A 25,920-nucleotide genomic window follows, 5' to 3' on the forward strand; every position below is an offset into this window, starting at 1 on the left:
GGCGTGCCGTCAGGACGTCCCTGCGCACCGACCCGGGGAGATGGGCCTGGATCGCGCGCCCTCCGCGCGCCGTCGCCTCTGCCCCTCAGCTGGTCAGCCCCTTCAGGGGCCCGGTGCAGTAGTTCGGGTCGCCGAACGACTCGGTGTCGACCCCCATCGCCTGGAGCAGCGACACGAGCAGGTCGTTGTGCCCGACCTGCTTCGCCTGGGAGACGAAGCGGCCCGTCTTGAAGTGACCGGCCGCGCTCCCGGCGAGCACATAAGGGATGTTCTGGCGCAGGTGATTGCCGTCGGCGTGCTCGTTCGTCCAGAAGATCACCGTGTTGTCGAAGACCGAGCCGTTCCCTTCCGGCATGCTCTTCAGCTTCGCGATGAGGTACGCGAGCTGCTCGGCGTAGAAGCGGCTGATCTTCGTGAGGCGCTGGCGGTTCACCGGGTCGGCGTAGCCGTTGTGCGCCATCGGGTGGTGGCCCTCGCTGATGTCCGGGCCGAGGAAGCTCAGCACCTTCGTCGTCGCGGAGTTCGTGAACTGGAGGCTCGCCACGCGCGTCAGATCGCAGGCGAGGGCCATCGCCATGAGATCGAGCTGGAGCCTCGTGACCTCGGGCATGCTCGCGACCTTGTCCGGGTCGACGTCCGGCGTCAGCTCCGGCTGCGCGCACGCCGCGGAGGTCGGCGCCACGCCGCGGTCGAGGCGCGACGCGATGTCCTCCACCGACGCGAGGTGCCCGGCGAGCTTCTCCTGATCCGCCGCGCCGAGGCGCCTCTGCAGCCGCTTGTAGTCGGCGGCCACCTTGTCGAGCACCGCCCTGCGCTGCTCGGTCTTCTGGGTCGCCGTCTCGGGCGTGACCGCCAGATCGGAGAAGAGGCGGTCGAACGCGGCGTAAGGGCTGTTCTCCGGCGGCAGCGGCTGCGCCGGGCCGCGGTAGGCGATGCGCGCGCCCACGTTCGCGCCGTAGACGAGCACGCCGAGCTCCAGCGACAGGAACTTGGTCCTCGTGCCGATGTGGTTCGCGATCTCCTGGTCGACCGAGATGCCGTCGGCCCAGCCGCACGACAGCCCGGCGTCGCCGGGGAAATCGCCCTCCTGCATCGGGCGCGCGGTCAGGCACTGCCCCGTGCCCTTCTGGTGCGCGTCGCCCGGCCCCACGAGGGCCGACAGCGCGCTCACGTTGCCGAGGACCAGCAGATCCTCATTGTGGTCCTTGAGCGGCGCCAGGATGGGCGACAGCTCCTCGCCGTTCTTGAGCTGCGACGACGTCGGCCAGAAGTCCGGCGGGACGGTGCCGTTCGGCGTGTAGATGACGACGAAGCGCTTCGGGAACTCGGCCCCGAACGCGGCCCGCCCGGTCTGCTCCGACGCGGGGGCGAGCCGCTTCGAGCAGCCCATCACCTCGAGGAACGGCAGCGCGAGCGCCGCGCCGCCGAGGCCCCGGAGCACGGCGCGGCGGCTGAGTCGGAACGGCTTCATCACGGCTCTCCTTCTGCGCCGCCCTCTGCGGCGCCTGCTGCGCGGATCATGCGCCGGTAGCGGAACGCGTCGGTCTGGGTGAGCGCCACGAGCAGCGCCCGGATGTTGTACCCGGACGCCTCGAACGCCTGCGTCGCCTGCGCGAGGCTGCAGCTGTCCTCGCTCTGCTCGGCGCGGCCGTAGCCGAAGCGGAACCACTGCTTCACCACGCACGCGCGCACCTGCTCGCTCTCTGCGAGCCGGTGCGCGAGCTCGACCGCCCCGTCGAACGGGCCGTCGATGTCGGTCTGCGTGAGCTCGCCGCTCGCGTCGACGGGGATGCCGTTCTCGGCGTCGCGCCAGCGGCCGAGCGCGTCGTAGTGCTCGAAGCCGAACCCGATCGGGTCGAGCAGCGTGTGGCAGCTCTTGCACCCCGGATCCGAGACGTGCTGGGCGAACTGCTCGCGGGTCGTCTTCGTCGCGTCTACCATGGGCGGCTCCGGCACCACGTCCGGCGGCGGCGGCGGGATCTGGCAGAGCAGGCTCTGGCGCACGAACCGGCCGCGGTGGACCGGCGAGGACCGGTTCGGCTTCGCGTAGAGCGCGAGCAGCCCGGCGTGCGTCACGAAGCCGGCGCGCTGCGACGGATCGAGCTCGACCCGCTCGAACGCGTCGCCCTTCGGGCCGCCCTCGACGCCGTAGAACGCGGCGAGCTCCCGGTTCATCATCGAGTACGGCGCCGTGAACAGCGCGCTCACGCTCGCGTCCTGCTCGAAGATCGCGTGGTCCAGGAACGCCTCGGTCTCGGCCTGGAAGAGCGGCAAGAGCTCGTCCTTGTACTCGGGGTAGAGCTTCGGATCCTTCCCGCCCGCGGCGATCTCGTCGATCTTGGCGAGCCCGAGCCACTGGCGGTGGAAGCTCTTCACGGCCTCGCGCGCCCGCGGGTCCTCCAGCATGCGCCGCGCCTGCGCCTCGATCTCCGCGGCGGTGCCGAGCGCCCCCCGCTCGGCGGCGGCGAAGAGCGCGCCGTCGGGCATCGTGCCCCAGAGCAGGTAGGAGAGCCGCGAGGCGATCTCGTAGGACGTGAGCGGCACGACGTCGTCCTCCACCGGATCCGGCATGCCGAGCTCGACCCGGTAGAGGAAGTGCGGCGACTGCAGCATCGCCTGGAGGACCAGCGCGAGGCCGGTCGACGCGTCGTCGGGGGTGTCCCCGAGGGCGATGCCGCGCCGGAAGAGCGCGACGAAGTCGGCGATCTCGTCGTCGGCGAGGGGCCGCCGGAACGCCCGCTTGCCGAACGACGCGACGAGCGCCGCGACCTCGCCGCGGCACGCCTCGCCCGCCGCGGCCTCGAGGCACGCGGGCGCCTCGCGGACGAGCTTGCCCACCGCGCGCGCCGCGACGCCCTCGGCCGCCGTCATGTACTGCTCGGCGAGCAGCGGGCTCACCACGAGCGCCGCCGCCTGGTTGTTGAAGCCGAGCGACTCCTCTTCAGGCACGAAGTCCCTCGCAGGGCGGCTGTCGTCGCCGAGGAGATCGAAGATCGTGTTGTCGTACTCCGCGCGGGTCATCCGCCGGAGCGGCGACTCGCCGGGCTCGATCGCGGTGCACAGCGGGGCCGTCGCCTCGCCGTCGCCGTCGTGCGCGGGCAAATCGCCGTACTGACCGGTGCAGGAGGCGAGGAGGAGCAGGCCGATGGGCCAGCGGAGACTTCGTGGTTCAGCCATGATGCCTCGTCAGCGAGCGCGGAGAGGAGCCGACGGCGGGATCGCGCGCCGCCGTGCCGCGCGCGCCCTCTCGCCATCTTCCAGGGAGCCTATGGCAATCCACTCCTCCAGGATAGGCGCCGCGCGAGGAGGGGGCGAATCAAGTGGGAGCTTGGGGCCGATGCGATCCTCCCATGCGCGCTCGCCTTACCGCGGGCTCGGTTCGCCGCGGTTCGCGGCGGATTGCCCCGGATCTCCGCGGGGCGTCGCCGACTCGGTATCTCGAAAGCGACGCTCGACCCGCGACGTGAAGAGCGACTATGCTCGCGCTCGATGCCAACGAGGCGAACGCGCGCCTGTCCTGTGTTTCCCGCGCAATCGCGGCGCCGCGCGCGCCGCTCCCATGCGGCCGCGCTGCTCGGCGCGGCGCTCGCGGCGCTCGCCGCGCCGTCTTCCGCGCGCGCCACCGAGGCCGCGGCGGCGCTCCGCCCCGAGGCGGCGGAGCGCGACGAGGGGCGCGCTCTACCCGCCGAGGGGGCCGCCGTGGGCACCGAGCTCTTCAGCGCTGGAGTCGATCTCGAGATCGCGGGTCGTACGCTGTCCTATACGGACCTGCTCTCCGAGAACCTCCGCACCTACGAGGTGCTCGGCGTGCCCATGCCGTCGCTCCGAGCGGAGCTGTACCCGCTCGCGCGCAGCGCCTTGCCGGTGCTCCGCGATCTCGGGATCGCCCTCTCGTACGCCCGCGCCGTCGGCCTCGACTCGGAGGGCGCCGGGGGAGCGAGCGTATCGACCTCCTTGAGCCGGCTGCACGCCGGGCTCAAGGGCCGTTACCGCCCGGCCGGGCAGGCTGGTCCGGTCCTGTTCGCGAGCGGCGGACTCTGCTGGACCGACTTCGATGTCGCGCCGACCGGCGACCCGTCGCGCGACGCGGCGGCGGTGTCTTACGTCGCCCTGCGCCTCGGCGCGGACGGCCGCCTCCCTGTCGGCCCGGTCGCGCTGGAGGCCGGCGCGGGCTACCAGGCGCCGCTCTCGATGGGCGCGCTCGCGTCGTATTTCCGCGAGCCCAGCGCCGGCGGCGTCGACCTCCGCGTCGCGGTCGCCGTCCCGTTCGCGCCGGGGCTCGAGGCGCGCGCCGGGGCGTCGTACGCGCGGTTCTTCTACGACTTCGACGCCGAGCCCGGGGACCCGTACATCGCCGGTGGGGCGCTCGATCAGCTCTTCGCCGCTCACCTGGGGGTCGCTTATTATGGGTACTGAGGTGCGCGGAGCGCGCGCGGCGCGCGGCGCGTCCGGCCTCGGCCGCGGCTTCTGGACGGCGGCCGCGCTCGCCGCGCCGGCCTTGCCGCTGCTCGCGGGGTGTCCCGGCAGGATCGACGACAAGGCGCGGTTCGAGACGCCCGACGACCGCCCGCCGGCCGACTGCGCCGACGTGCCCTCGGTGTTCGCCGAGCGCTGCGGCGGCGCGAGCTGCCACGGTCCGGGCGAGCCCGCGGCCGCCCTCGACCTCGTCACGCTCGGCGTCGGCGATCGCGTCGCCGGGCGCCCGGCCCAGAGCTGCGCGGGCGTGCTCGCCGACCCCGACCGGCCGGAGGAGAGCGTGCTCTACGCGAAGCTCACGGACGCGCCGTCCTGCGGCGCGCGCATGCCGCTCGGCGGGGCGCCGTACTCGTCCGAGGAGCTCGCGTGCGTGGCCGCGTGGATCGCGGAGCTCGCGCCGGCCGCGTGCAGCGGCCCCGACTGCGGCTGCCCCGGGTGCGTGTGCGCGCCCGGCGCGCAGGAGGCGTGCTACTCCGGCGCGGAGGACACGCGCGGCGTCGGGCGCTGCGCGGACGGCACCCGCACCTGCAACGCCGAGGGCACGTCGTGGGGCCCGTGCACGGGCGAGGTCCTGCCCGCGTTCGACGCGTGCGACACGCCCGAGGACGAGGACTGCGACGGGCGCGCGCCCGCCTGCGAGGAGGTGTGGAGCCGCGCCTTCGGCGACGCGAACGGCCAGTACGCCCGCGCCGTGGCCGTCGACGCGGACGGGAACGTGTTCGTGGCCGGCCAGATGGAGGGCACGGTCGACTTCGGCGGCGGGCCGCTCACGGCCACGGGCGCCGACGCGTACGTGGCGAAGTTCGACAGGTTCGGCACGCACCTCTGGAGCAAGCGCTTCGCGGGCGACGGCAACCAGTTCGCGATGGCGCTCGCGGTCGACCCGGCCGGCGACGTCGTCGTGGCGGGCCGCGCGTTCGGCAGCGTCGACCTCGGCGGCGGCGTGCTCGTGTCGCACGGGGGCGACGACGTGTTCGTCGTCAAGCTCGACGCGGGCGGCGAGCACGTCTGGAGCCGGATGATCGGCGGATCCGGCGCGGATCGCTGCGATCGCGTCGCCGTCGATCCGGCGGGCAACGTCCTCGTGGCGGGCGGCTTCCACGGCGCGGTCGACGTCGACGGCGCCGTGCTCACGAGCGCGGGCCTGCGCGACGCCTTCGTGCTGCGGCTCGCCCCGGGGGACGGCCGCACGCTGCTCGCCCTGCGCGCCGGCGACGAGGGCGACGACTACGCCCACGCGATCGCGGCCGACGCGGACGGCAACCTGCTCGTCGCGGGCCATTTCTCGGGCTCGATCGATCTCGGCGGGGCGCCGCTCGCGAGCGCGGGGCTCTCGGACGTCTTCGTGGCCAAGCTCAGCCCCTCGGGCGACCACCTCTGGAGCGCCCGGTTCGGCGGCGCCGAGGCCGACGAGGCCCACGACGTCGCGGTTCACGAGGCGACGGGCGACGTGGTGCTCACGGGCACGTTCGCGTCGACCATCGACTTCGGCGGCGGGCGGCTGACGACGGCCGGCGGGCGGGACCTGTACGTCGCCCGGCTCTCCAGCGACGGCGCGCACGTCCTGAGCCGGCGCTTCGGCGACGCGGAGGACCAGCTGCTCACCGACTTCGAGACGGGCGCGCGCGCGAGCGCCGACGTGGACGCCGCCGGCAACATCATGCTCGCGGGGCCGCTCTTCGGCGCGGCGGACTTCGGCGGCGGGCTGCTGACGAGCCGGGGCAAGACCGACGTTTACCTGGTCAAGCTCGGCCCCGCGGGCGATCACCTGTTCAGCTCGCTGTTCGGGGACGGTCAGACGCAGGTCGGCCTGGATGTCGCGGCGGGCTCAGGAGCGAGCGTGCTGCTCGCCGGCCGCTTCTACGGAAAGATCAACTTCGGTCACGGGGCGCTCTCGGGCGCGGGCCAGGGGGATGCGTTTCTGACGAAGCTTTCCCTGTAGCCCAGGGTTGTAAAATTGGCGCCCTGATGTACAAACCCGGTGTCTGCTGAACTGTCTCACGCAGGCGACCCCAGCCGGTCCTGTGCAAAATTGCCTCGCCTGAGGCAGGCTGGATGCTCGCTCGTCGCTGGCGCGGGCCTGCCGCTGCCATTCCGGCCTCGTTTCCAGCTTCTCCGAGGTGGCATGTTCTCTGCTGACCGTGGCTCGACCGCGCGCGAGCCGCGCACCCCCCTATTTGGAGGACTCCTGTCGAGCCTGCGGGCGAGTCCGGAGGAGCAGAGGTATGCGCATCCTGCTTATCACCAAGGTCTTCCCGAACGCGATGAACCCCGGCCAGGCGCCGTTCAACCGGCGGCAGTTCGCCGCGCTGTCGCGTTATTGTGACATCGACGTCTTCGCCACCATCCCCTGGTTTCCGGGGGCCTCCAGGTTCTCCAGGTGGTCAATCGCGGACAACGCGCCTCGCGAGGAGGTGATCGAGGGATTGCCGGTGCGCCACCCGCGGTTCCTGTACCTGCCGAAGGTCGCGCCGTACCTCAACGGCCCGCTCTACGCGGCCTCGATGCTCTTCGAGCTCGCGCGGCACCACCCGGCGCCGGACGTGATCGTCGGATCGTTCGCCTACCCGGACGGCTTCGCCGCGGTGTGCCTGGCGGAGCTGCTCGGCGTCCCGGCCGTCGTCAAGGTGCACGGCTCGGACATCGACGTGCTCTCCCAGCAGCCGGCGGTGCGGCCCGCGCTGGAGTGGGGGCTCCGGCGCGCGACGCGCGTCGTCGCCGTGAGCAAGCAGCTCGCCGAGGGGGTCCACGCGCTCGGCGTCCCGCGCGATCGCATCGATGTCGTCATGAACGGCGTCGATCGCGCCATGTTCCGGCCGCGCGACCGGGGCGAGGCCCGCGCCGCGCTGGGCCGCGCCGCGGACCGCCGGATGCTGCTCTACGTCGGCCACCTGCTCCGCGACAAGGGCGCGCTCGACGCGATCGCCGCCTTCGAGCGGATCGCCGCGGCGCACCCGGACATCGACCTCGTGCTGGTCGGGAGCGGCGCCGACGAGCAAGCCTGCCGCGCGGCGGCGGAGCGGCTCGGCGACCGCGTCCTCTTGACGGGGCGCCTGCCGCACGACCAGGTGGCGCGCTGGGTCGCCGCCTGCGATGCGCTGGTGCTGCCGAGCCACCACGAGGGCACGCCGAACGTCGTGATCGAGTCGATCGCCTCCGGCCGCCGCGTGGTGGCGACGCGGGTCGGGGGCATCCCCGACGTGCTGAGCAGCCCCGAGCTCGGCGAGCTCGTCTCGCCCGGCGATCTGCGCGCGCTGGCCCAGGCGATGGTGCGCGCGGCGCACGCGCCGTACGATCCCGAGCGGATCGCGGCGATCTCGGGGTGCAAGGGGTGGGACGAGAGCGCCCGCGCCTTCTACAACTCGATCCTCGCCGCGCGGGGCGAGCGGCCGCTGCCGGCGATCGTCGAGAAGCGCCCGGCGCTCCAGCTCGACGGGCAGCACCCTCCGTCCACGCGCTGGGCGCCGCCGCCCGCCTCGCGGCGGTTCCCCGAGGTCGCGGTCAGCCAGGCCTGAGGAGGCCGCGCTGCGCGAGGAGGCCGCGCGGCCGGGCCCGCCTCGGCGCGGGCCCGCCTCAGGTCACCGGCACGGCCTTGTCCGGCCGAAGGCGCACGGTGGGGCCCGGATCCGGGGGCGGCGGCTCGGCGCGAGGCATCGCGGCGCGCGCGGCCCAGAAGCTCCTCGCGTCCTCCGGCGTCCAGGGCGGCTCCGGCGCGCACGCCTCGAGCGCCGCGAGCAGCTCGCGCGCGCTCTGGTAACGGTCGCCGGGCCGCTTGGCGAGGCACCGCATCACCACCTCCTCCAGCTCCGACGAGAGCGGCCACGGCGCGCGCAGCGACGGCGGGATCGGCGGCATCGTCATGTGGGAGTAGACGAGCTTGCCGAAGCTCCGGCCCTCGAACGGGGCCACCCCCGTCAGCAGGTAATAGAGCGTGACCCCGAGCGAGTAGATGTCGCTGCGCGCGTCGACCGCGCCGGCCGAGATCATCTCCGGGGACATGTAGGTCGGCGTTCCCTTGATCACGCCGACGTCCGTCATGCTCGCGTCCCCTTCCAGGGTCACCTGCTTCGCGATCCCGAAGTCGAGCACCTTGAGCACGTCGTGCTCGTCGCCGACGCGCGTGATGTAGAGGTTGTGCGGCTTGATGTCGCGGTGGATGACGCCCGCGTCGTGCGCCTCCGCCAGCGAGAGGCAGATCTGCCGCGCGAAGTGCACGACGCGCGAGGGGGGCATCGGGCCGTGATCGCGCACCAGGGTGGCCAGGTCGGCGCCGGCCAGGTGCTCCATCGCGATGTAGAAGATGCCGTCGCTGCTCGCCCCGAAATCGAAGATCCGGATGGTGTGCGGCGACGTGAGCCGGCTCGTCGCGCGCGCCTCGCGCTCGAAGCTGCGCACGTCGCCCTCGGACTTGCTCTCGCTGCGGAGCAGCTTCAGCGCCACGTCGCGGCGGAGCGACTCGTCCCACGCGAGCCACACCTCGTTCTGCCCGCCCCGGCCGACCGGCGCCACGAGCCGGTAGCGGCCGAGCTTGCGCGCCTCGTAGACCTGCTGGCGCGCCGACCAGAGGCCGTGGCTCGCCGCCGACACGAGGATCGCGGTGGCGAGCACGAAGATGTAGTTGCAGGCGAAGACGACGAGCGACCGCGGCGACGTCCACTGCGCCGCGAGCGATGGGTCGAGCGACGCCCCCGCGCCCATGATGATCGGGAAGCTGAGCGCCACGGGGAGCGTCATCCGCAGCGAGCGCGTGAAGTGCGTCGGCAGGATCGTCGCGTCGACGAGCATCACGATCGACAGCCCGTGCATGTAGTTCCAGGTGAGATCCCCGAACTCCAGCGCCATCACCGAGATCAGCCCCCCCGTGCTCCAGACCGCGAACACGTGGGCGGCGTCGAGGAGCTCGGCCGAGGTCTGCCCGCGCCGCGCGAGCAGGTAGAGCCAGAGCAGGATGATCTCGCCGAACAGCCGGTAGAGCAGCAGCCGCGCGACGGAGGCGCTCGGAAACACCGCCAGCACGACGAACACGTCGAGCGCCGCGAAGGTGGGCCAGGTCACCAGCGCGGTGGGGAGCCCCCGCGCCATCGCGCGGCGCTCCTCCGTCGAGCTCGGGCCGGAGGCTCCCTGGGATCCCGTCGGATGAGAGCTGCTCGAGGCGTTCATGGTGCGGCGCGGCCCAGGGTGCAGGCCGCATTGGAGCGCCGCGCTGGCGGGGAGTCAAAGCGCACGTCGCCCCCGCGGAGCGGCGCGCGTGATCGCGCAAGATTGCGCGGAATCGCGCGGAGAGGAAGCTGCTACAGTGCCGCGCGATGCCGGAGCGATGCCCGTGGGTGACCGCGGATCCCGAGTATGTCGCCTACCACGACGAGCAGTGGGGCGTGCCGCTGCACGACGACCAGGCGCTCTTCGAGATGCTGATCCTCGAGGGCGCGCAGGCGGGGCTCAGCTGGCTCACCGTGCTGCGCAAGCGCGCGGCGTACCGCGAGGCGTTCGCGGGCTTCGACCCGGCCCGCGTGGCCCGCTTCACGCCCGCGCGCGTCGAGAAGCTCCTCGCGAACCCCGGGATCGTGCGCAACCGGCTCAAGGTCGCGTCGGCCGTCGTCAACGCGCAGCGCTTCCTCGAGGTGCAGCGCGAGCACGGCAGCTTCGACGCGTACCTCTGGGGCTTCGTCGGCGGCGCGCCCGTGGTCAACGCGTTCCGCGCCCTCGCGGAGGTCCCGGCGAAGACGGAGATCTCGGACGCGCTCAGCAAGGATCTCGCGCGCCGCGGCTTCAAGTTCGTCGGCTCGACCATCTGCTACGCGCTCATGCAGGCGACCGGGATGGTCAACGATCACCTCGTGAGCTGCTTCCGGTACGAGCAGGTGAAGGCCATCGCCGGCGCTCGGGCCGGCGCGGGGAAGAAGCGGCGATGAAGCAGGGGCGCGCGCGCGTCGTCCCCGAGGGGCAGCACGACCATGGCGACCGGGCGCCGGGCGGCTCCGGCGTCCGGATGGGCGATCACCCGCGCGATCGCGGCGCCGCGCCGCGCGAGCCCTGAGGGCCCGTGGCGAAGATCGGCTACTACGTCCACGGCCGCGGGCGCGGGCACGCGAGCCGCGCGCTGGCGATCGCGGGAGCGCTCCGCGAGCGCGGCCACGAGCTCAGGATCTACGGCGGCGGCCAGGCGGCGGATCTGCTCGGCGCCCTCCCGGAGCACCGCCTCGTCCGGCCCATCTACCCCGGCCTCGGGGGCGCGATCGAGCTCCCGCGCCGCCTCGCCAGGGAGCTCGTCGAGCAGGCGGACTTCCGGCCCGACGCCATCCTGAGCGACGGCGACGTGCCCTCGCTGCTCGCCGCCCGCGCGCTCGGGATCCCCGCGGTCGCGCTCGGCCACGACCTCCTCTTCAAGCGCTGCCACCTGCCCGAGGAGCTGCCGCGCCTCGGGGTGCTCGCCTGCCGCCGGACCACGTGGGCCGTCACCCGGCGGACCTACGCGGTCGCCGTCCATTTCCTGCCCGCCGAGCCGGCGATGCCGCGCACGATCGTCGCGCGCCCGGCGCCGCGGCGGCCGCCCGCGGGCGCGGGGCAGGATGTCGAGCCCGGCGCCGTCGTCTGCTACTTCCGCGATCGCAACGCGCGCGCGGCGATCGAGCTCGTCGCGGCCGGCGGGCGGCGCGTGATCGCGTTCGGCGACCCGGACCTCCGCGTGCCCGGCGTGCGGGCGATGCCGTTCGACAGCCGCGATTTCCTCGCCCACCTCGCCGCCGCGTCCGCCGTCGTGGCCTCGGCCGGGAGCAACCTGCTCGCCGAGTGCGTCCTCGCGGGCAAGCCGGTGCTCGCCCTCCACGAAGCGCGCGATCACGAGCAGGCGCTCAACGCGAGCCTGGCCGCGGCCGCGGGGGTCGCCGTCGCGAGCTCGTTCGCGTCGCTCTCGTCGCGCTGCGTGGCGCGCTTCTTCGATCGCGTCCGCGCAGGCGACTTCGCGCGCGTCGACCTCGCGGGCTCGCTGCCGGACGCACCCTCGGCCGTGCTCGCCATGCTTGATGAGGCGCGCCGAATGGCCTAGGTGCATCGCCGTGTTCGCACTCGCGCGACGATGGCAGGTGGTGAGATAGGCACGAGGTTTGCTAAACGTCCCCGTCGATTCGGAGTGACGAGGGCGAGGAATCGCTGCTGTGGCGAGCAGCAGGCTGCGCTCGCGGGCGCAGGACGACACGGCTGCCAGGAGCGCGACACGAACGTCATATCGCCCGTCGCGCCGCGCGCGTCGGCCGTTGACGAAGGGCTGCGCCGCTTCTCGAAGGAGCAACGAAGATGACCATGGATGCAATTCGGCCGCTGGGTGAGCACCGCATCGATCGCGCACAGCACGAGGCGATCGCGTCGGTGCGCCACACTCCATCGACGGGACCGGCGCGGGGAGGGCATTCCCCCGCCCGGGCGCAGGCGGCTGTTCCTGAAAATCCCTTCGCTGCCCTCTCCGGAGCCAACGGGCGGCCGCTCAAGGTCGCCATCCTCAGCGACTTCACGCGCATTCCTTACGCGAACGGGGCGGTCTTCCAGACGCGGGCCCTGTATCGCGCGCTCAACACCTGTGGTCACCAGGCAACACTGATCGGACCCCGGGATCCGGACGCCTCGGCCGACGAGATGCCCCCCGGCACCGTCGCCCTGCCCAGCCTGCCGCTGCGCACCTATCCGGGGGTGCACCTGCCGATGCCCCTGGAGTCCTTCGTGTTCGATCCGATGCGGTGGGATTTCGACATCTGCTTCGCCCAGACCACGACGCTCCTTGTCGAGTTCGGCATCTGGCTGCGCAAGATGCGCGGCATCCCGCTGCTCTGCGTGAACACGACGCACCTCGCGGCCGCGTACGACGTGCTCCTGCCCGAGCGCGTGTCCCGGATCGGCGCGGTCCACACGGTGCTCCACAAGACGCTGCGCGCCCCGATGGAGCGGCTCTTCGTGGACCTCTACAACCAGGGCGACGGGCTCGTCGTGCTGAGCGAGGGCCTGCGCGACTACTGGCGCGAACGGGGGGTGGCGGTGCCCATCCACGTCATCCCGCGGATGGTCCCGGAGGACGTGTTCGATCGCCCGCTCGGCCCCGACCCGTACGCGCCGCTGCTCGAGGAGCGCGGGCTCGACGTGCGCGGCCCGCGCTTCGTCTGCGCCGGGCGCCACACGCGCGAGAAGTCGCAGCACCGCCTGATCCGCATCTTCGCCGAGCACATCGCCCCGCACCACCCGCAGGCGACGCTCACGCTGGTCGGCGACGGGCCCGACAGCGCGGCGTACGCGGCGCTCGCGCGGGAGCTCGGCGTCGCCCGGCGGGTCATCATGACGGGCGAGGTGCCGTACAGCCGCATCTCGGACTACTACCGGCACGCGACCGCCTTCCTGCACGCGTCGCTGAGCGAGACGTTCGGCAACGTGCTCAGCGAGGCGCTCTGGTGCGGCTCCCCGACGGTGGCGTTCGCCGACGGCATGGGCGTGAGCTCGCAGATCCAGAGCGGCTACAACGGCCTGCTGCTCGATCCCGGCCGCGGGGCGCTCGCGGAGGACAGGGCGAACGCCGCGTTCGGCAACGCCGCGCTCGCGCTCGCGCGCGATCCGCAGGCCGCCGCGCGGCTCGGGAGCGCGGCGGCGCAGCGCGCGCGCGAGCGGTCCTCGCCGATCGTGGTGCAGCGGATGCTCGCGAACGCCTTCGTGAACGCGCGCGAGCACGCCCGGGAGGCCGGGATCCGGCCGCTCGTCGAGGGGCCGAAGGCGCTCCAGTGGTGGGAGACTTTCCGGCACTTCCGCTCGTGGGTGGGCTTCACCGGCGGCCTGTTCGCCTTCGGTCACCTGCGCCCGGCCGCGGCGCCGCGGCCGAAGGGCATCCAGCCGTCGTTCTGCGCGTGATTCTGCGCGTGAGGTCGTTCTCGCCATTGGCCGCCGTGCGCGCCTCGCGCGCGTGGTAAGACCGGCCCGGCGCCGCCCTCCGCGCGGCGCCGGCTCGAGGTGTCTTTCGCATGCTCCTCAGGATGATCGGGGCGCTCGTCGACTTCAGCGGGCGCCGTCCCTGGCTCGTGATCGGCCTGGCGATCGCCGCCATGGCAGGGCTATGGGGTTACGCTTCGCGGCTCGAGCTGCGCACGGAGCTCCGCGAGCTCCTGCCGAGCGACAGCCCGGCGTTCATGGCCTACGAGCGCCAGGCCAAGCGCGTGGACGGCGGCGCGCAGCTCATCGTGATCGCCGAGTCGCCGGATCGCGGCGCGAACGAGCGGTTCATCGACGCGCTCTCGGAGCAGCTGGAGGAGCCGCTCCGGCGGCGCGCGGCCTGCCTCGCGGCGTGCGCGGACGACGCGTGCCGGAGCGCGTGCGGGTCCGCGTCGCTCATCCGCTACGTGGAGACCGGCACCAAGGACGTGCGCCGCTTCTTCGACGAGAACAAGTGGCTCTACGCGGGCGTCCGGGAGCTCGAGCAGGCGGACGAGGCGATCGAGCTCGAGATCGCGCTCCGCAGCGGCCTCATCGACGACCTCGACGCGGGCGAGGGCGGCGGCGCGAGCGGCGCCGCCAGCCAGGGCCAGGCGGCGGGCGCGCCGGCGAAGAAGGGCCTGTCGCTCGACGACACGTGGGCGGAGCTCCAGCGGCGGCTCAAGAAGATCGACGAGTTCCCGAGCGGCTACTTCTCCACGCCCGACGGGCGCATGGTCGCGATCCGCATCGTCTCGCGGAGCGCCGGGATGGGCGATCGCAGCGCGGCCCAGCTCTTCGACGAGGTGACCGCGCTCGTCGGGCGCCTCGAGCCGGCGAAGTTCCACCCGGCCATGCAGGTCGGGTACGCCGGCGACATCCCGAACGCGATCGCCGAGCAGAAGTCGCTCGTGAGCGAGGCGGTGTGGGCCACGGTCATCGCCCTCGCGCTGATCCTCGGCGGCGTGGCGCTCTATTACCGCTCGCCCTGGTCGCTGATCGTGATCGCCCTGCCCACGGCGTTCGGCGCGAGCGCCGGGTACGCGTTCGCGACGGCGACGTACGGCTACGTGAACACGGTCGGCGCGTTCCTCGGGGCGATCATCGTCGGCAACGGCGTCAACTACCCGATCGTGCTCCTGTCCCGGTACCGCGACTTCCGCGCGCGCGGCATGGCGGCGGACGAGGCGCGGCGCGAGGCGGTCGTCAACGCGTTCCGGGCCGAGCTCGTCGGGGCGTGCGTGGCGGCGATCGCGTACGGCTCGCTCACGATCACGCACTTCCGGGGGTTCAGCCAGTTCGGCACGATCGGCTTCGTCGGGATGCTCATGGTCTGGGCGTCCATCGTGCCGCTCGTGCCGGCGACGCTCGTCGCCATCGAGCGCATCCAGGCGAGGCTCCCGCGCTGGCTGCGCGATCCGGCGCCGCGCGTCTCGGACGAGGGCACCGCCGGGCCCGGGGCGCGGCTGCTCGCCCGGGTCACGAGGCGCTGGCCGGTCGTGATCCTCGCCGTGGCGCCGCTCATCCTGATCCTCTCGGCGTGGAAGCTCCCCGCGTACGTGAAGGACCCGTGGGAGTACAACTTCGCGCGCCTCGGCTCGAAGAGCTCGCGGGAGAAGGGCGCGGGGAGCTGGTCGCTCAAGGCGTCCGAGGTGTTCGGCGGCAAGATGAACGTCGCGGGCGCGATGATGCTGGCGGACACCCCCGAGCAGGTGCCGGCCATCAAGGCGCAGATCCTGGCGAACGACGCGAAGGACCCGGAGGGCAAGCTCGTGGCCGACGTCGCGACCATCGCGGACGTCCTGCCCGGCTCGCCCGAGGAGCAGCGCCAGAAGCTCGAGATCCTGGGGCGGATCCGCGACCGGCTGACCCCGCGCGTGCTGAAGTCGCTGTCCCCGGAGGATCGGGAGCGCGTCCAGAGCATGCGGCCGCCGGAGTCCCTGCGCGTGATCACGCCCCACGATCTGCCCGACCTCATCCGGCGGCGGTTCGAGGAGAACAACGGGGTCGTGGGTACGGTGTTCTACGTGAAGTACAAGAACAACGTCTCGTTCTCGAACGGCAAGAACCTCCTCCGGATGGCGAACACGACCGGCAACGTGGTCCTCCCCGACGGGACGCACGTGGTCACGGCGAGCCGGCCGACGGTCTTCGCCGAGATGATCCGGTCGATGGAGCGCGACGGCCCGCTGGCGACGGCGGCGTCGTTCCTGGCCGTCACCTTCGTCGTGGTGCTCGCGACCGGCAGCCTGATGGGCGCGTTCTCGGTGCTGTCGGCCCTCGTGCTCGGCGTGCTCGCGACGGCGGTCGCGATGGCCATGCTCGACGTGAAGATCAACTTCCTGAACTTCATCGCGCTCCCGATCACCTTCGGCATCGGCTGCGAGTACCCGTTCAACGTCTTCGATCGCGCGCGCCTGCTCGGCGGCGACGTGGCGCTCGCGCTGAAGCGCTCGGCCGGGCCGGTGGCGCTCTGCAGCTACACGACCGTGCTGGGCTACGGGTCGCTCGTCTTCGCCGACAACCAGGCACTGAACTCGTTCGGCTGGGTCGCGGTGAGCGGCGAGATCGCGTGCGTGGCGACCGCGCTCCTGGTCCTGCCGGCGCTGCTCCACGTGATGAACCGCGCCGGGGCGCTCAAGCGCGCCTGGAAGGGCGGCCTGCTCTGGAGAGGGAGCCACCACTCGTGAAGATCCTCGACGTCGCGGAGTTCTTCTCGTCACGCGGGGGCGGCGTGCGGTCGTACCTCGAGGAGCTCGTGCGCCAGGGGAGCCGGCGCGGCCACGAGGTGGTCGTCGTGGCGCCCGGGCCGCGCGACGAGGTGGTGCCGCTCGAGCAGGGGCGCATCGTGCGGGTGGCCGGCCCGCCGATGCCCTACGACCCGACGTACCACGCCCTCCTCCGGCTCGGCGCGGTCCGCGCGATCATCCGCCGCGAGGCGCCCGACGTGCTGCAGGCGAGCGCGCCGTACACGGCCGCGCTCGTCGCGGCGACCGCGCGCGGGATCCCGCTCCGCACGTTCGTGTACCACTCCGACCAGATCAGCACGTACGCCGCGCCGCTGCTCGACCGGCTGCGCCCGCGCGCGGTCGCCCGCGCCCTGGAGGGCGCGCTGTTCGCCTGGCCGCGGGCCCTGTCGCGGCGGTTCGACGCGACGATCGCGCCGGGGACGTTCATCGCCGAACAGCTCCGCGCGCACGGCTGCGAGCGCGTCCACCGCGTCACGTTCGGCGTGCGCCGCGAGTCGTTCGACCCCTCGCGCGCCGACGCCGCGCTGCGGAGGAGCCTGCTCGGGCGGTTCGCGGACGACCCCTCGGCGGCGCTGCTGCTCGTCGCGTGCCGGCTCGCCGTCGAGAAGCGGGTCGCGCTCGTGATCGACGCCGCGCGGGAGCTCGCGGCGCGGCGCCCGGTGGCGCTGGCGGTGCTGGGCGACGGGCCCGAGCGGGCGCGGCTCGAGCGGCGCGCGGCCGGCCTGCCGCAGGTGAGCTTCCTCGGCTTCGCGAAGGACCGCGCCACGTACGCGGCGCTGCTCGCCAGCGCCGACGTGTTCGTCCACGGGGGCGCCGCCGAGACGTTCGGCTTCGTGCTGGGCGAGGCGCTCTGCTCGGGCCTGCCGCTGGTCGTCCCCGCGGCCGGCGCGGCCATGGACTTCGTGAGCCCCGGCGCCGCGGAGGCGTACCCGCCGCGCGCCCCGGCCGCCGAGGTCGCCGCCGCGATCGAGCGGGTGCTGGAGCGCCCCCGGGCCGAGCGCGCCGCGGCGGCCCGCGCCGCGGGCGAGCGGCTGCCCGCGAGCGACGAGCACTTCGACGCGCTCTTCGCGCTGTACGCGGACCTGCTCGGCCGCGGCCAGGGCGGGCGCGCCGGCGGCGGGCGCGATGGCTGAGCGGCCGGAGCGCCGGAGCGCCCGAGCGCCTGGATCGTTGCGATGGAGCCCGCGACCGTGCGCCCGTTCCTGTTGATCTCGCCCTATTTCGCGCCCCAGACGAGCGTGGGCGCGTTCCGCTGGGTGAAGCTCGCGCGGCACCTGCCGCGCCACGGCTTCCGCCCCGTGGTCCTGTCCGGGACCTTCCCCGGGGACGCGCGCGACGACGGCCTCCTCGCGGCGCTGCCGCCCGAGGTGGAGGTCGCCGATGCGTTCCTCGACCCGGCCATGCTCGCCGCGGAGGCCGCGTTCGCCGCCCTGCGCGCGCGCTTGCCGCGCCGGCCGGGGCCCGGGGGCCCGCTCGTGGGGCTCCGCCCGTTCCGGGCGCTCACCGATCGCTGCACCCCGCACGCGCCCCACGCCGCGCGTGTGGCCGTCGCGCTCGCCCGCCGCGCCGGCGCGCAGGCCGTCGTGGTGAGCGCCGGCCCGTTCTCCGCGTGCCCGGTGGGCCTCCACGTGAAGCGCGCGCTCGGCGTGCCGCTCATCTTCGACCTGCGCGATCCGTGGTCGCTGCACGAGACCGGCAACGGCCCCCCGTCCGGCCTGGCCGAGCGGGCGCGGCGCGCCCTCGTGCCGCGCCTCGAGCGCCGCTGGCTCGCGGGCGCCGACCACGTGATCCTCAACACGAGGAACGCGCTCGAGGCCTACCGCGCGCGGTTCCCCGAGCTCGCGACGAAGTCGTCGTTCGTGCGCAACCACTTCGATCTCGCGCTGTACGCGCCGGCCCCCGCGCCGGAGCCGCCGCGCTCTTTCGTCATCCTCCACCTCGGCACGCTGCGCGAGGAGACCTCGGCCGACGCGATCGGGGCCGCGCTGCGGCGGCTGATCGATCGCGAGCGGCTCGCCCCTGGCGACGTCGTCCTGCGGCAGATCGGCCGGACGTCCGCCTACGATCGCGACCGCTTCGAGCGGCTCGGGCTCACCCCGTACATCGAGATCCTGCCGCCGATCCCGCAGCGCGACGTGATGGCCGAGCTGCGGCGGGCGCACGTGCTGCTCACCCTGGTGGGCCCGCGCGTCGTGCTGCGGATCGCCGCGAAGACCTACGACTACGCCGCGTCGGGCATGCCGATCGTCAGCGCCGCGGCGAACCCCGAGATCGACGAGCTGCTCGCGCACCGGAGCGACAACGCGCGCGTGCCGCCCGACGACGTCGACGGCCTCGCCGCGGCGCTCGCGCGCCACCTCGCGCGCTTCCGCGAGACGGGCGCCCTCCCGGAGCCCGCCCCGCCGCCCCCGGACCTCTCGTCCGAGGCCGCGGCCGCCCGGATCGCCGCGATCCTCGACCGCGTCCTCGCCGACGCGCCTCGCGCCGCCGGCAAGCACTAGACTGCGGCGCGCCGCGCCGCCTTCGCGGCGCCATCACCCTGGATCGGAGCTGTGCATGCGCTTTCTCCACCCCGAGCGTGACGAGTCGCTGGAGCTCGCCCTCGAAGACGTGTTCCTGACCCCCGGGTACTTCGCCGGCGGCTCCCGCCTCGACACCGACCTCCGCCCCACGGACTTCCCCGGCGGCTCGCACCCGATCGTCTCGGCGAACATGAACGCGGTCACCGGCAAGCGGATGGCCGAGACGATGGCCCGCTTCGGCGGCCTCGGCGTGCTCCCGCAGGACATGGATCTCGACACGGTCGAGCGCATCGTCGGCCACATCAAGCGCGCCGACCCGCGGTACGACACGCCGCTCTCGGTCTCGCCGCGGGCGACGCTCCGCGACGTGCACGGCATCATCCGGAAGCGGTCGCACGACATGGTGGTCGTGGTCGATGACGAGCGCCGCCCCATCGGCATCGTCACCCACGCCGACCTGCGCGACCGCGACCAGTACACGCCCGCGTCCGCGCTCATGTCGTCGCGCCTCATCACCATCCCGGCGGGCACGCCGAACCGCACGGCGTTCCTCCTGATGGAGGACGCGCGCGTGAAGGCGGTGCCCGTGCTCGACCAGGAGGGCCGGCTCCACGGCGTGCTGACCCGCGACGACGCCGTGCGCCTGGAGCTGCTCCGGCCGACGCTCGACGCCCGCGGCGAGCTCATGGTCGCGGCGGCGATCGGCATCTCCGCGCAGGCGGCCCAGAGCGCCGCGCGTCTGCTCGAGATCGGCGTCTCCGCGATCGTGCTCGACACCGCGCACGGCCACCAGCGGCGCATGATCGAGGCGGTCCGCGCGGTGCGGAGGACGATCGGCGACGCCGTCCCGCTCGTGGCCGGCAACGTCTGCACGGCGGAGGGCACGCGCGACCTCATCGAGGCGGGCGCCGACATCGTGAAGGTGAACGTCGGCCCCGGCGCCATGTGCACGACGCGCATGCAGACCGGCGCCGGCCGGCCGACGTTCTCCTCGGTGCTCGTGTGCGCCCGCGAGGCCAGCCGCCACGGCAAGCGCGTCTGGGCCGACGGCGGCGTCCGCCACCCGCGCGACGTGGCGCTCTACCTCGCCGCCGGCGCCTCGCGCGTCATGGTCGGGACGACCCTCGCCGGCACCTACGAGAGCCCGGGCGACGTGATGGAGGACCGCGAGGGGCTGCTCTACAAGGAGAACTACGGCATGGCGAGCGCCCGCGCCGTCAGCGAGCGCACCGCCGATCTCGACCCGTTCGAGCGCGCCAAGAAGGTCTTCTTCCGCGAGGGCATCTCGACGTCGCGCATCTACATCCACGAGGGCCGCGAGAGCGTCGGCGCCATCCTCATCGAGATGATCACCGGCGTGCAGTCGGCGTGCACCTACGCCGGCGCGGCGAACCTCGACGAGCTCCACGACAAGGCCGTCATCGGCGTGCAGACGCTGGCCGGCTACGGCGAGGGCAAGCCGCACGGGCTAGAGCGGCGGTGAGCGCGCGGATGAGCGGCGGTGAGCGCGCCGCGCGCGGCGATGAGCGCGCCGCGCGCGGCGCTCCGTCACGGTCGTAGAGGCGCGTAGCGCCGTGCGCGCGCCGCGCTGCACATGCGAGCGGCGCGGCGCAGCGCGGGATGCACGCGGCGCGGGATGACGGAAGCGTGACGTGACTTCCACCCGGCTCGCGACGAATCTCCGGCTGCTTACCGTCGAGGTCGTCCATGCCGAGCGCCGCTGCACCGCGTCTTTCAGCCACCCGCCGCGCCATTCGCCGGTTCATCGGCCACACATGGCTGTCCGTGTTCGGCTGGCGCGTCGAGGGCGTGACGGATCTGCCGCCGAAGGCGGTGCTGATCGCCTGGCCCCACACCTCGAACTGGGATTTCCCGTTCACGCTCGCGGTGAGCTACGTGCTCGACCTCGAGTTCTCCTGGCTCGGCAAGCACACGCTCTTCGAGCCGCCGTTCGGCCCTTTCTTCCGGTGGCTCGGCGGCATCCCCGTCGACCGCCGCGACCGCAACAACCTCGTCGCGGCCGTGGTCGACGTGCTGAAGCAGCACGACGAGCTCAAGCTGATCATCGCGCCCGAGGGGACGCGCTCGCGCACGAAGCGCTGGAAGACGGGCTTCTATTATGTGGCGCTCGGCGCCGGCGTGCCGATCATCCTCGGATACCTCGATTTCCCCAGGAAGCGCGGCGGGATCCTCCACGTCTTCTACCCGACGGGCGACATCGAGGCCGATATCGCGGCGATTCGCCGGTACTATGAGGGCATCGAGGGAAAGCACGCGAGCCGGATGAGCGAGATCACGCTCGGCCCGCGGAACGTCCCGGCGAACGGGGTCGCGCAGCACCCGTGAGCGCGGGTCGGCGGCGCGCGGGTCGTTCGCGCGCCGCCGGGGGCGCTCGTCAGCGCAGGGACGGCACGCGCGCCGACGAGGCGGGCCCCGACGTGATCCTCGCGGTCAGCACGCCCGCGAGCGCCCACTCGAACGCCGAGCGGTCGGTGTAGACGTTGAAGCGGCCGCCCGTGGCGAGGTTGGCGACCGTGACGCCCATGGCGACGAGCCCCGGCTTCACGAGGACGTGGACCTCCTTCAGCTTGCCGGGGTTCCGCAGGTGCCACGCCGTGAGCTTGGCCCGGACGTCGCTGTCGTAGCCGGCGCCGAGCTCGAAATCGTCGAACACGATCGGGTGCAGGCCCGAGTCGATCAGGGTCTCCAGGTGCCTGACCGCCGGCTCGATGAGATCGAGCGTCGCGTACCCCTCGAAACGCCGCGTCACGACGTCGGACGCGGGCGTGCGGATGTCCAGGACCCCCCTCGAGGTCGACCAGCGATCGCCCCGCGCTCCGAGCCGCGTGTGTGCCAAATCCATCTCGAATTCGAGACTTTAGTCGATAGCCGGCGCTTCGCCATGCGATCCGTCCGCACCGCGCCGCTCGCCGATCCCGGGGATCGGCCGCCGGCGTCGTGCTCGCGGCCGAGCGCCGCCTGCCCGGCGGGCGGGCCCCGCGGTCGCGGTGGGCCCGGCGGAGCGCGAGGGGTCCGCGGGGCGCGCGCGGCGGCGGGGCCGCGGACGAAGCGCGCGCGGCGGCGGGGCCGCGGACGAAGCGCGCGCGGCGGCGGGGCCGCGGACGAAGCGCGCGCGGCGGCGGGGCCGCGGACGAAGCGCGCGCGGCGGCGGAGCGGAGCCAGGGGGGCGCGGCGGCGGAGCCAGGGGCTCCGCGCAGCGGGTCCGCCGGCTCGTCCAGCGCGTCCGGCCGCCGAGATGCATCGGCGAGCGCCGTCGGTGCCGTCGAAAGCGGCTATGATGCCGCCGCGGTCTCGGCCGCCGGCCGGTGCCGGCGGCTCGCGAGGCGTCTTCGCCCGCAAAAGAGCGACGAAGGAGGAGCGACCGAGATGAGAGGATATGTTTCCAAGGTGCTGCGGCTCGCTGTCGTGGCGTTTGCGTGCGCGATGATGGCGGGCTGCGGCGGCCCGCTGCGCTACACGCCGCAGGGCATAGGGAAAGCGCCGGGCGCCGACGCCGTGATCGTGGCCGACGTCAATTTCGACGCGGCCATGACCCGCCTCGACATCAGCGCGAAGAACCTCCCGCCGCCCGAGCGCCTCGATTCGAGCAGCTCCGCCTACGTCGTCTGGGCGCGCCCGGACAGCGACTCCCCCTGGCAGCGGGTCGGCGCGCTCAACTTCGACGCCGATGCCCGCACCGGCAAGCTCAAGGACGTGAGCGTGCCGCTCACCCGGTTCGAGCTCGTCATCAGCCTCGAGCAGAACCCCAATCCCGAATCGCCCTCTTCGGAGCTCGTCTTCAAGCAGGACGTCGAGTACTAGCGATCTCCCTCGACGGGCGCCGCCTGGCGCCCGCGCGGATCGCGACGGGAGTGGAGCGCCGCGCGCCGCGCGGACCCCCGATGCGACGTCCCGGGCGACGTCCCTGGATAAGGCCTCTCCTGAGCCGTCTGGCCGCTGGCGTCCTCTCGATTCCATATCAGTCTAGTGCGCTGACGATCGACCGCGCGAGTCCGTCAGGCTCGGATCGGGCCTTGAAGGGACATCGCCGTTCCCGCGAGCCGCGGAGGAGATCGAGGTGCCAGTGCCAGCGGACCTCTTCAGAAGCGCTCCGTTCACGAGGGTCCTGCCGCCGCTCGTCATCGCCGCTGCCATCACGGCCGCCGGCTGCGATCAGCCCCGGGAGCCGTCGGGCTCGGGGGCCGGCGGCGGGAGCGGCGAGGGCGGCGGGGCCGGCGGAAGCGGCGAGGGCGGCGAAAGCGGAGCGGGCGGCGAAAGCGGAGCGGGCGGGGCGCCGTGCAGCGTGGCGGCGGATTGCCCCGGGGTCGACGGCGCGTGTCGGCGGCGCACCTGCGAGGGCGGCCGGTGCGGCCTCGACCCGGCGCCGCGGGGAAAGCCCGTGGCCGAGCAGGTGCCGGGCGACTGCAAGAAGAGCGTCTGCGACGGGCAGGGCGCCGTGATCGAGATCGAGGACGAGCAGGACGTCTTCTCCGATGGAGACCCGTGCTCGGCCGACGTCTGCGTCGCCGGCGCGCCGGAGAACCCGCCGGCCCCGGCCACCACGGTGTGCGGCGGGGCCGATCCGTCCGGAGGGCGCTATTGCGACGGAAATGGCGCCTGCGTCGAGTGCCTCGCCCCGGGCGATTGCCTGAGCAACGTCTGCGTCGGGAACAGGTGCGTGGCGCCCGATTGCGGCGACGGCGCGACGAACGGGGCGGAGACCGACGTCGACTGCGGGGGCTCCGCGTGCGTGCCGTGCCCGGACGCGGCGGCGTGCCTCGCCGACGCGGACTGTCGGAGCGGGATCTGCAGGGACGGGAGCTGCAGGGCGTCCTCGTGCACCGACGGCGCGACGAACGGGGCGGAGACCGACGTCGACTGCGGCGGGTCGGCGTGCCCGCCGTGCGCCACCGGCAAGGCGTGCGCGGCGGACGGCGATTGCCTCGGCGGCCGGTGCTCGGGGACGACGTGCCTCCCGTCGTGCACCGACGTCGCGCGGAACGGCGCGGAGACGGACATCGACTGCGGCGGGCCGGCGTGCGTCGGGTGCGCCGCCGGCATGCGCTGCGCGATCGGGCGCGATTGCCTGAGCCACGTCTGCAGCGCGGCGGGGACGTGCGCGCCGCCCGCGTGCGGCGACGGGGTCGTCAACGCCGCCGGCGAGGCGTGCGACGACGGCAACGCGAGCAACACCGACGCGTGCCTCACGACGTGCGAGGCGGCCTCGTGCGGCGACGGGTTCGTGCAGGCCGGCGTCGAGGCGTGCGACGACGCCAACGCCAGCGACACCGACGCCTGCCCGGCCGGCTGCGCGGCGGCCGCGTGCGGCGACGGGTTCGTGCGCACCGGCGTCGAGGCGTGCGACGACGGCAACCGGAACGCCGGCGACGGGTGCAGCCCCGGGTGCCTCCGCGAAGGGTGCGGCGACGGCGCGATCCGGTCCGGCGAGGAGTGCGACGACGGCGACACCGACAGCACCGACGGCTGCCCCATCACGTGCCGCGTCGCGCGGTGCGGCGACGGGTTCGTGCGGGCCGGCGTCGAGGGCTGCGACGACGCCAACACGGCGAGCGGCGACGGATGCAGCGCGAGCTGCGTCGTGGAGGCGAGGTACACGTGCCGGGGCACGCCGAGCGTGTGTACCTACTCGAGCGAGCGCAACTGCGGGGACGCGGAGGACAACGACCTCGACGGCGAGACGGATTGCGACGACCCGGACTGCGCGACCGGCTGCGATGGCGGCGTGGGCGGCTGCTCGCCGGGGCAGGTGCTGTGGGTGGAGTCGTCCACGGACGTGCCCAAGACGGTCACGGATCGCGCGGTCGCCGCCAGCGTCCTTGCGGTCGGCGCGAGCGGCGCGGTGCGGCGCGTGACGCTCGAGGTCGATATCGCGCACTCGTTCGACGCGGACGTCGACATCTCGCTCGCCTCTCCGGCGGGGACGAGGGTCGATGTCTCGAGCGACAACGGGGGCTCCGGCGACGACTACCGCGGGACCCTCTTCGACATGGGGTGCAGGACCCCGGTCACGGCGGGCGTGGCGCCGTTCCGCGGGTGCTTCCGCCCGGAGGCCTCGTTCGCGGCGTTCCTGTCCCGGCCGGCGAGCGGCACGTGGACGCTCCGGGTCGGGGACGACGCCGGGTCCGACTCCGGCAGGCTGAACTCGTGGTCCATCGCCCTCTGCATCGAGCGGTGACCATGCCGCGGCGAGCGCATCGAGGACCCGCTCAATAAATTTAGTTAGGCATATTAACTATTCCGGCTGATCGACGCGTGGACCGTCTGCACGAAGCTGCTGCTCGCGCGGATCGCCGCGTGGCTCGCACCGCGCTGCAGCCGTTGGTTGCCCGGCCGCGCCCGGCCGCGCCCGGCCTCGCCCGTCCGGTCCGATCGTCCGCGCTCGGCTGGCCGGGTCTCCCGTACCGCCGGCCCGCGATTCATGCCAGGGTGCGCGCGTGCCCTGGGTTCGCGCATCGCTTCGAGGTCAAACCGTCTACGCCCGCGCCGATGCCGCCGGCGCCCTGACCGCGGAGGAAGGGGGCGGCGTCGAGATCCGCTACAAGCCGAACGACGGCCGCAGGTACAAGGCCCGCCTGGACAACCTGACCATCGTCGACCCGAAGGTGCTGCCCGACGACACCTGCGGTCCGGCCGAGGCGGTCGTGAAGGCGCGCGCCGGCGAACAGCCCGACGGGGCAGGGGGCGCAGGCGCTCCGGCGCCGGCCGGGGCGGCGCGCGGGCAGCGCAAGGCGCCGGCGCGAGGGGCGACCGCCGCGGCGCCTGTCCCGGAGGGGGCCGTCATCGTCTACGCCGACGGCGCGTGCTCGGGGAACCCTGGGCCCGCGGGCCTCGGCGTGGTGATCATCGACGGCGGCCGGCGGATCGAGCGCAGCGAGTACCTCGGCACCGCGACCAACAACATCGCGGAGCTGACCGCGATCCTCCGGTCGCTCGAGGAGGTGGACCAGCCGGAGCGGCCCATCGTCATCCACACCGACAGCCAGTACTCGATCGGCGTGCTCCAGAAGGGGTGGAAGGCCAAGGCGAACGCCGAGCTCATCGCCTCGCTGCGCGACGCGCTCGCGGCGCGGCCGCGCGCGCGCCTTGTTTACGTTCCAGGGCACGCGGGCGTGCTGCTCAACGAGCGCGCCGACGCGCTCGCGCGCGAGGCCGTCCGCGAGCGCGCGTCCCGGCGGACGGTGTACCCCGGCGCTGCCGGCTCTGGCTGAGCG

At 73.5% G+C, this 25,920-nt stretch carries 19 protein-coding genes; 15 read left to right on the forward strand and 4 right to left on the reverse strand.

Annotated elements, in window-relative coordinates:
* Positions 1–85 precede the first annotated feature (85 nt).
* A complete protein-coding gene (locus WMF33_RS07530) occupies positions 86–1,471 on the reverse strand; it encodes a DUF1552 domain-containing protein (protein ID WP_061626811.1) in 1,386 nt (461 codons plus the stop codon).
* Positions 1,471–3,177, reverse strand: coding sequence for a DUF1592 domain-containing protein (locus WMF33_RS07535; protein ID WP_437336495.1), 1,707 nt, complete (start codon positions 3,175–3,177; stop codon positions 1,471–1,473). Before WMF33_RS07535 ends, WMF33_RS07530 begins: the two co-directional genes overlap by 1 nt.
* Before the next feature lie 342 nt (positions 3,178–3,519).
* Here WMF33_RS07535 and WMF33_RS07540 point away from each other — a divergent pair, with 342 nt between their 5' ends.
* From WMF33_RS07540 to WMF33_RS07550, 3 genes are all read left to right on the forward strand, one after another.
* A complete protein-coding gene (locus tag WMF33_RS07540; RefSeq protein WP_437336496.1) occupies positions 3,520–4,416 on the forward strand; it encodes a hypothetical protein in 897 nt (298 codons plus the stop codon).
* A 1-nt stretch (position 4,417) separates the two neighbouring features.
* On the forward strand, positions 4,418–6,418 hold the full coding sequence (locus tag WMF33_RS07545; RefSeq protein ID WP_437336497.1) for a nucleotide-binding protein: 2,001 nt from the start codon (positions 4,418–4,420) through the stop codon (positions 6,416–6,418).
* Positions 6,419–6,701: 283 nt separating this feature from the next.
* The gene (locus tag WMF33_RS07550) at positions 6,702–7,991 is read left to right on the forward strand and encodes a glycosyltransferase family 4 protein (protein ID WP_437336498.1); all 1,290 of its coding nucleotides are present in this window, start codon (positions 6,702–6,704) and stop codon (positions 7,989–7,991) included.
* 58 nt (positions 7,992–8,049) lie between these two features.
* Here WMF33_RS07550 and WMF33_RS07555 read toward each other — a convergent pair whose 3' ends face one another.
* A complete protein-coding gene (locus tag WMF33_RS07555) occupies positions 8,050–9,558 on the reverse strand; it encodes a serine/threonine-protein kinase (RefSeq protein WP_437336499.1) in 1,509 nt (502 codons plus the stop codon).
* 224 nt (positions 9,559–9,782) lie between these two features.
* On the opposite strand from WMF33_RS07555, the gene WMF33_RS07560 reads away from it, so the two are divergent.
* From WMF33_RS07560 to WMF33_RS07600, 9 genes are all read left to right on the forward strand, one after another.
* The gene (locus tag WMF33_RS07560; protein ID WP_437336500.1) at positions 9,783–10,388 is read left to right on the forward strand and encodes a DNA-3-methyladenine glycosylase I; all 606 of its coding nucleotides are present in this window, start codon (positions 9,783–9,785) and stop codon (positions 10,386–10,388) included.
* Entirely contained in the window at positions 10,385–10,513 is a 129-nt protein-coding gene (locus WMF33_RS07565) for a hypothetical protein (protein WP_437336501.1), read from the forward strand. Before WMF33_RS07560 ends, WMF33_RS07565 begins: the two co-directional genes overlap by 4 nt.
* 6 nt (positions 10,514–10,519) lie before the next feature.
* Positions 10,520–11,521, forward strand: coding sequence for a glycosyltransferase family protein (locus WMF33_RS07570; RefSeq protein WP_437336502.1), 1,002 nt, complete (start codon positions 10,520–10,522; stop codon positions 11,519–11,521).
* Positions 11,522–11,769: 248 nt separating this feature from the next.
* The gene (locus tag WMF33_RS07575; protein WP_437336503.1) at positions 11,770–13,359 is read left to right on the forward strand and encodes a glycosyltransferase; all 1,590 of its coding nucleotides are present in this window, start codon (positions 11,770–11,772) and stop codon (positions 13,357–13,359) included.
* Positions 13,360–13,469: 110 nt separating this feature from the next.
* Complete coding sequence (locus tag WMF33_RS07580; RefSeq protein WP_437336504.1) at positions 13,470–16,106, forward strand: efflux RND transporter permease subunit; 2,637 nt, start codon at positions 13,470–13,472, stop codon at positions 16,104–16,106.
* The gene (locus tag WMF33_RS07585) at positions 16,103–17,299 is read left to right on the forward strand and encodes a glycosyltransferase family 4 protein (RefSeq protein ID WP_437336505.1); all 1,197 of its coding nucleotides are present in this window, start codon (positions 16,103–16,105) and stop codon (positions 17,297–17,299) included. The genes WMF33_RS07580 and WMF33_RS07585 overlap by 4 nt, the downstream gene beginning before the upstream one ends.
* Before the next feature lie 42 nt (positions 17,300–17,341).
* Positions 17,342–18,667, forward strand: coding sequence for a glycosyltransferase (locus WMF33_RS07590; protein WP_437336506.1), 1,326 nt, complete (start codon positions 17,342–17,344; stop codon positions 18,665–18,667).
* Between the two features lie 55 nt (positions 18,668–18,722).
* Complete coding sequence (locus WMF33_RS07595) at positions 18,723–20,171, forward strand: GuaB1 family IMP dehydrogenase-related protein (RefSeq protein WP_437336507.1); 1,449 nt, start codon at positions 18,723–18,725, stop codon at positions 20,169–20,171.
* Between the two features lie 302 nt (positions 20,172–20,473).
* Positions 20,474–21,034: a lysophospholipid acyltransferase family protein gene (locus tag WMF33_RS07600; protein WP_437336508.1), complete on the forward strand. Its 561-nt coding sequence runs from the start codon at positions 20,474–20,476 to the stop codon at positions 21,032–21,034.
* Between the two features lie 49 nt (positions 21,035–21,083).
* Here WMF33_RS07600 and WMF33_RS07605 read toward each other — a convergent pair whose 3' ends face one another.
* Positions 21,084–21,551, reverse strand: coding sequence for a hypothetical protein (locus tag WMF33_RS07605; protein ID WP_437336509.1), 468 nt, complete (start codon positions 21,549–21,551; stop codon positions 21,084–21,086).
* A gap of 524 nt (positions 21,552–22,075) precedes the next feature.
* Between WMF33_RS07605 and WMF33_RS07610 the strand changes: the two genes are divergently transcribed.
* The 3 genes from WMF33_RS07610 (at position 22,076) to WMF33_RS07620 (ending at position 25,917) form a co-directional block, all read left to right on the forward strand.
* Positions 22,076–22,510 carry a hypothetical protein gene (locus WMF33_RS07610; protein WP_437336510.1) on the forward strand — a complete coding sequence of 145 codons (435 nt, stop codon included), beginning with the start codon at positions 22,076–22,078 and terminating at the stop codon, positions 22,508–22,510.
* A 256-nt stretch (positions 22,511–22,766) separates the two neighbouring features.
* Positions 22,767–24,884: a DUF4215 domain-containing protein gene (locus WMF33_RS07615; protein ID WP_437336511.1), complete on the forward strand. Its 2,118-nt coding sequence runs from the start codon at positions 22,767–22,769 to the stop codon at positions 24,882–24,884.
* 259 nt (positions 24,885–25,143) lie between these two features.
* Positions 25,144–25,917: a ribonuclease HI gene (locus tag WMF33_RS07620; protein ID WP_437336512.1), complete on the forward strand. Its 774-nt coding sequence runs from the start codon at positions 25,144–25,146 to the stop codon at positions 25,915–25,917.
* The last annotated feature ends 3 nt before the right edge of the window (positions 25,918–25,920 follow it).

Origin of the sequence: Sorangium sp. So ce394 (assembly GCF_051474665.1) — a bacterium.
In the GTDB taxonomy this organism is placed as follows: Bacteria; Myxococcota_A; Polyangia; order Polyangiales; family Polyangiaceae; genus Sorangium; species Sorangium cellulosum_D.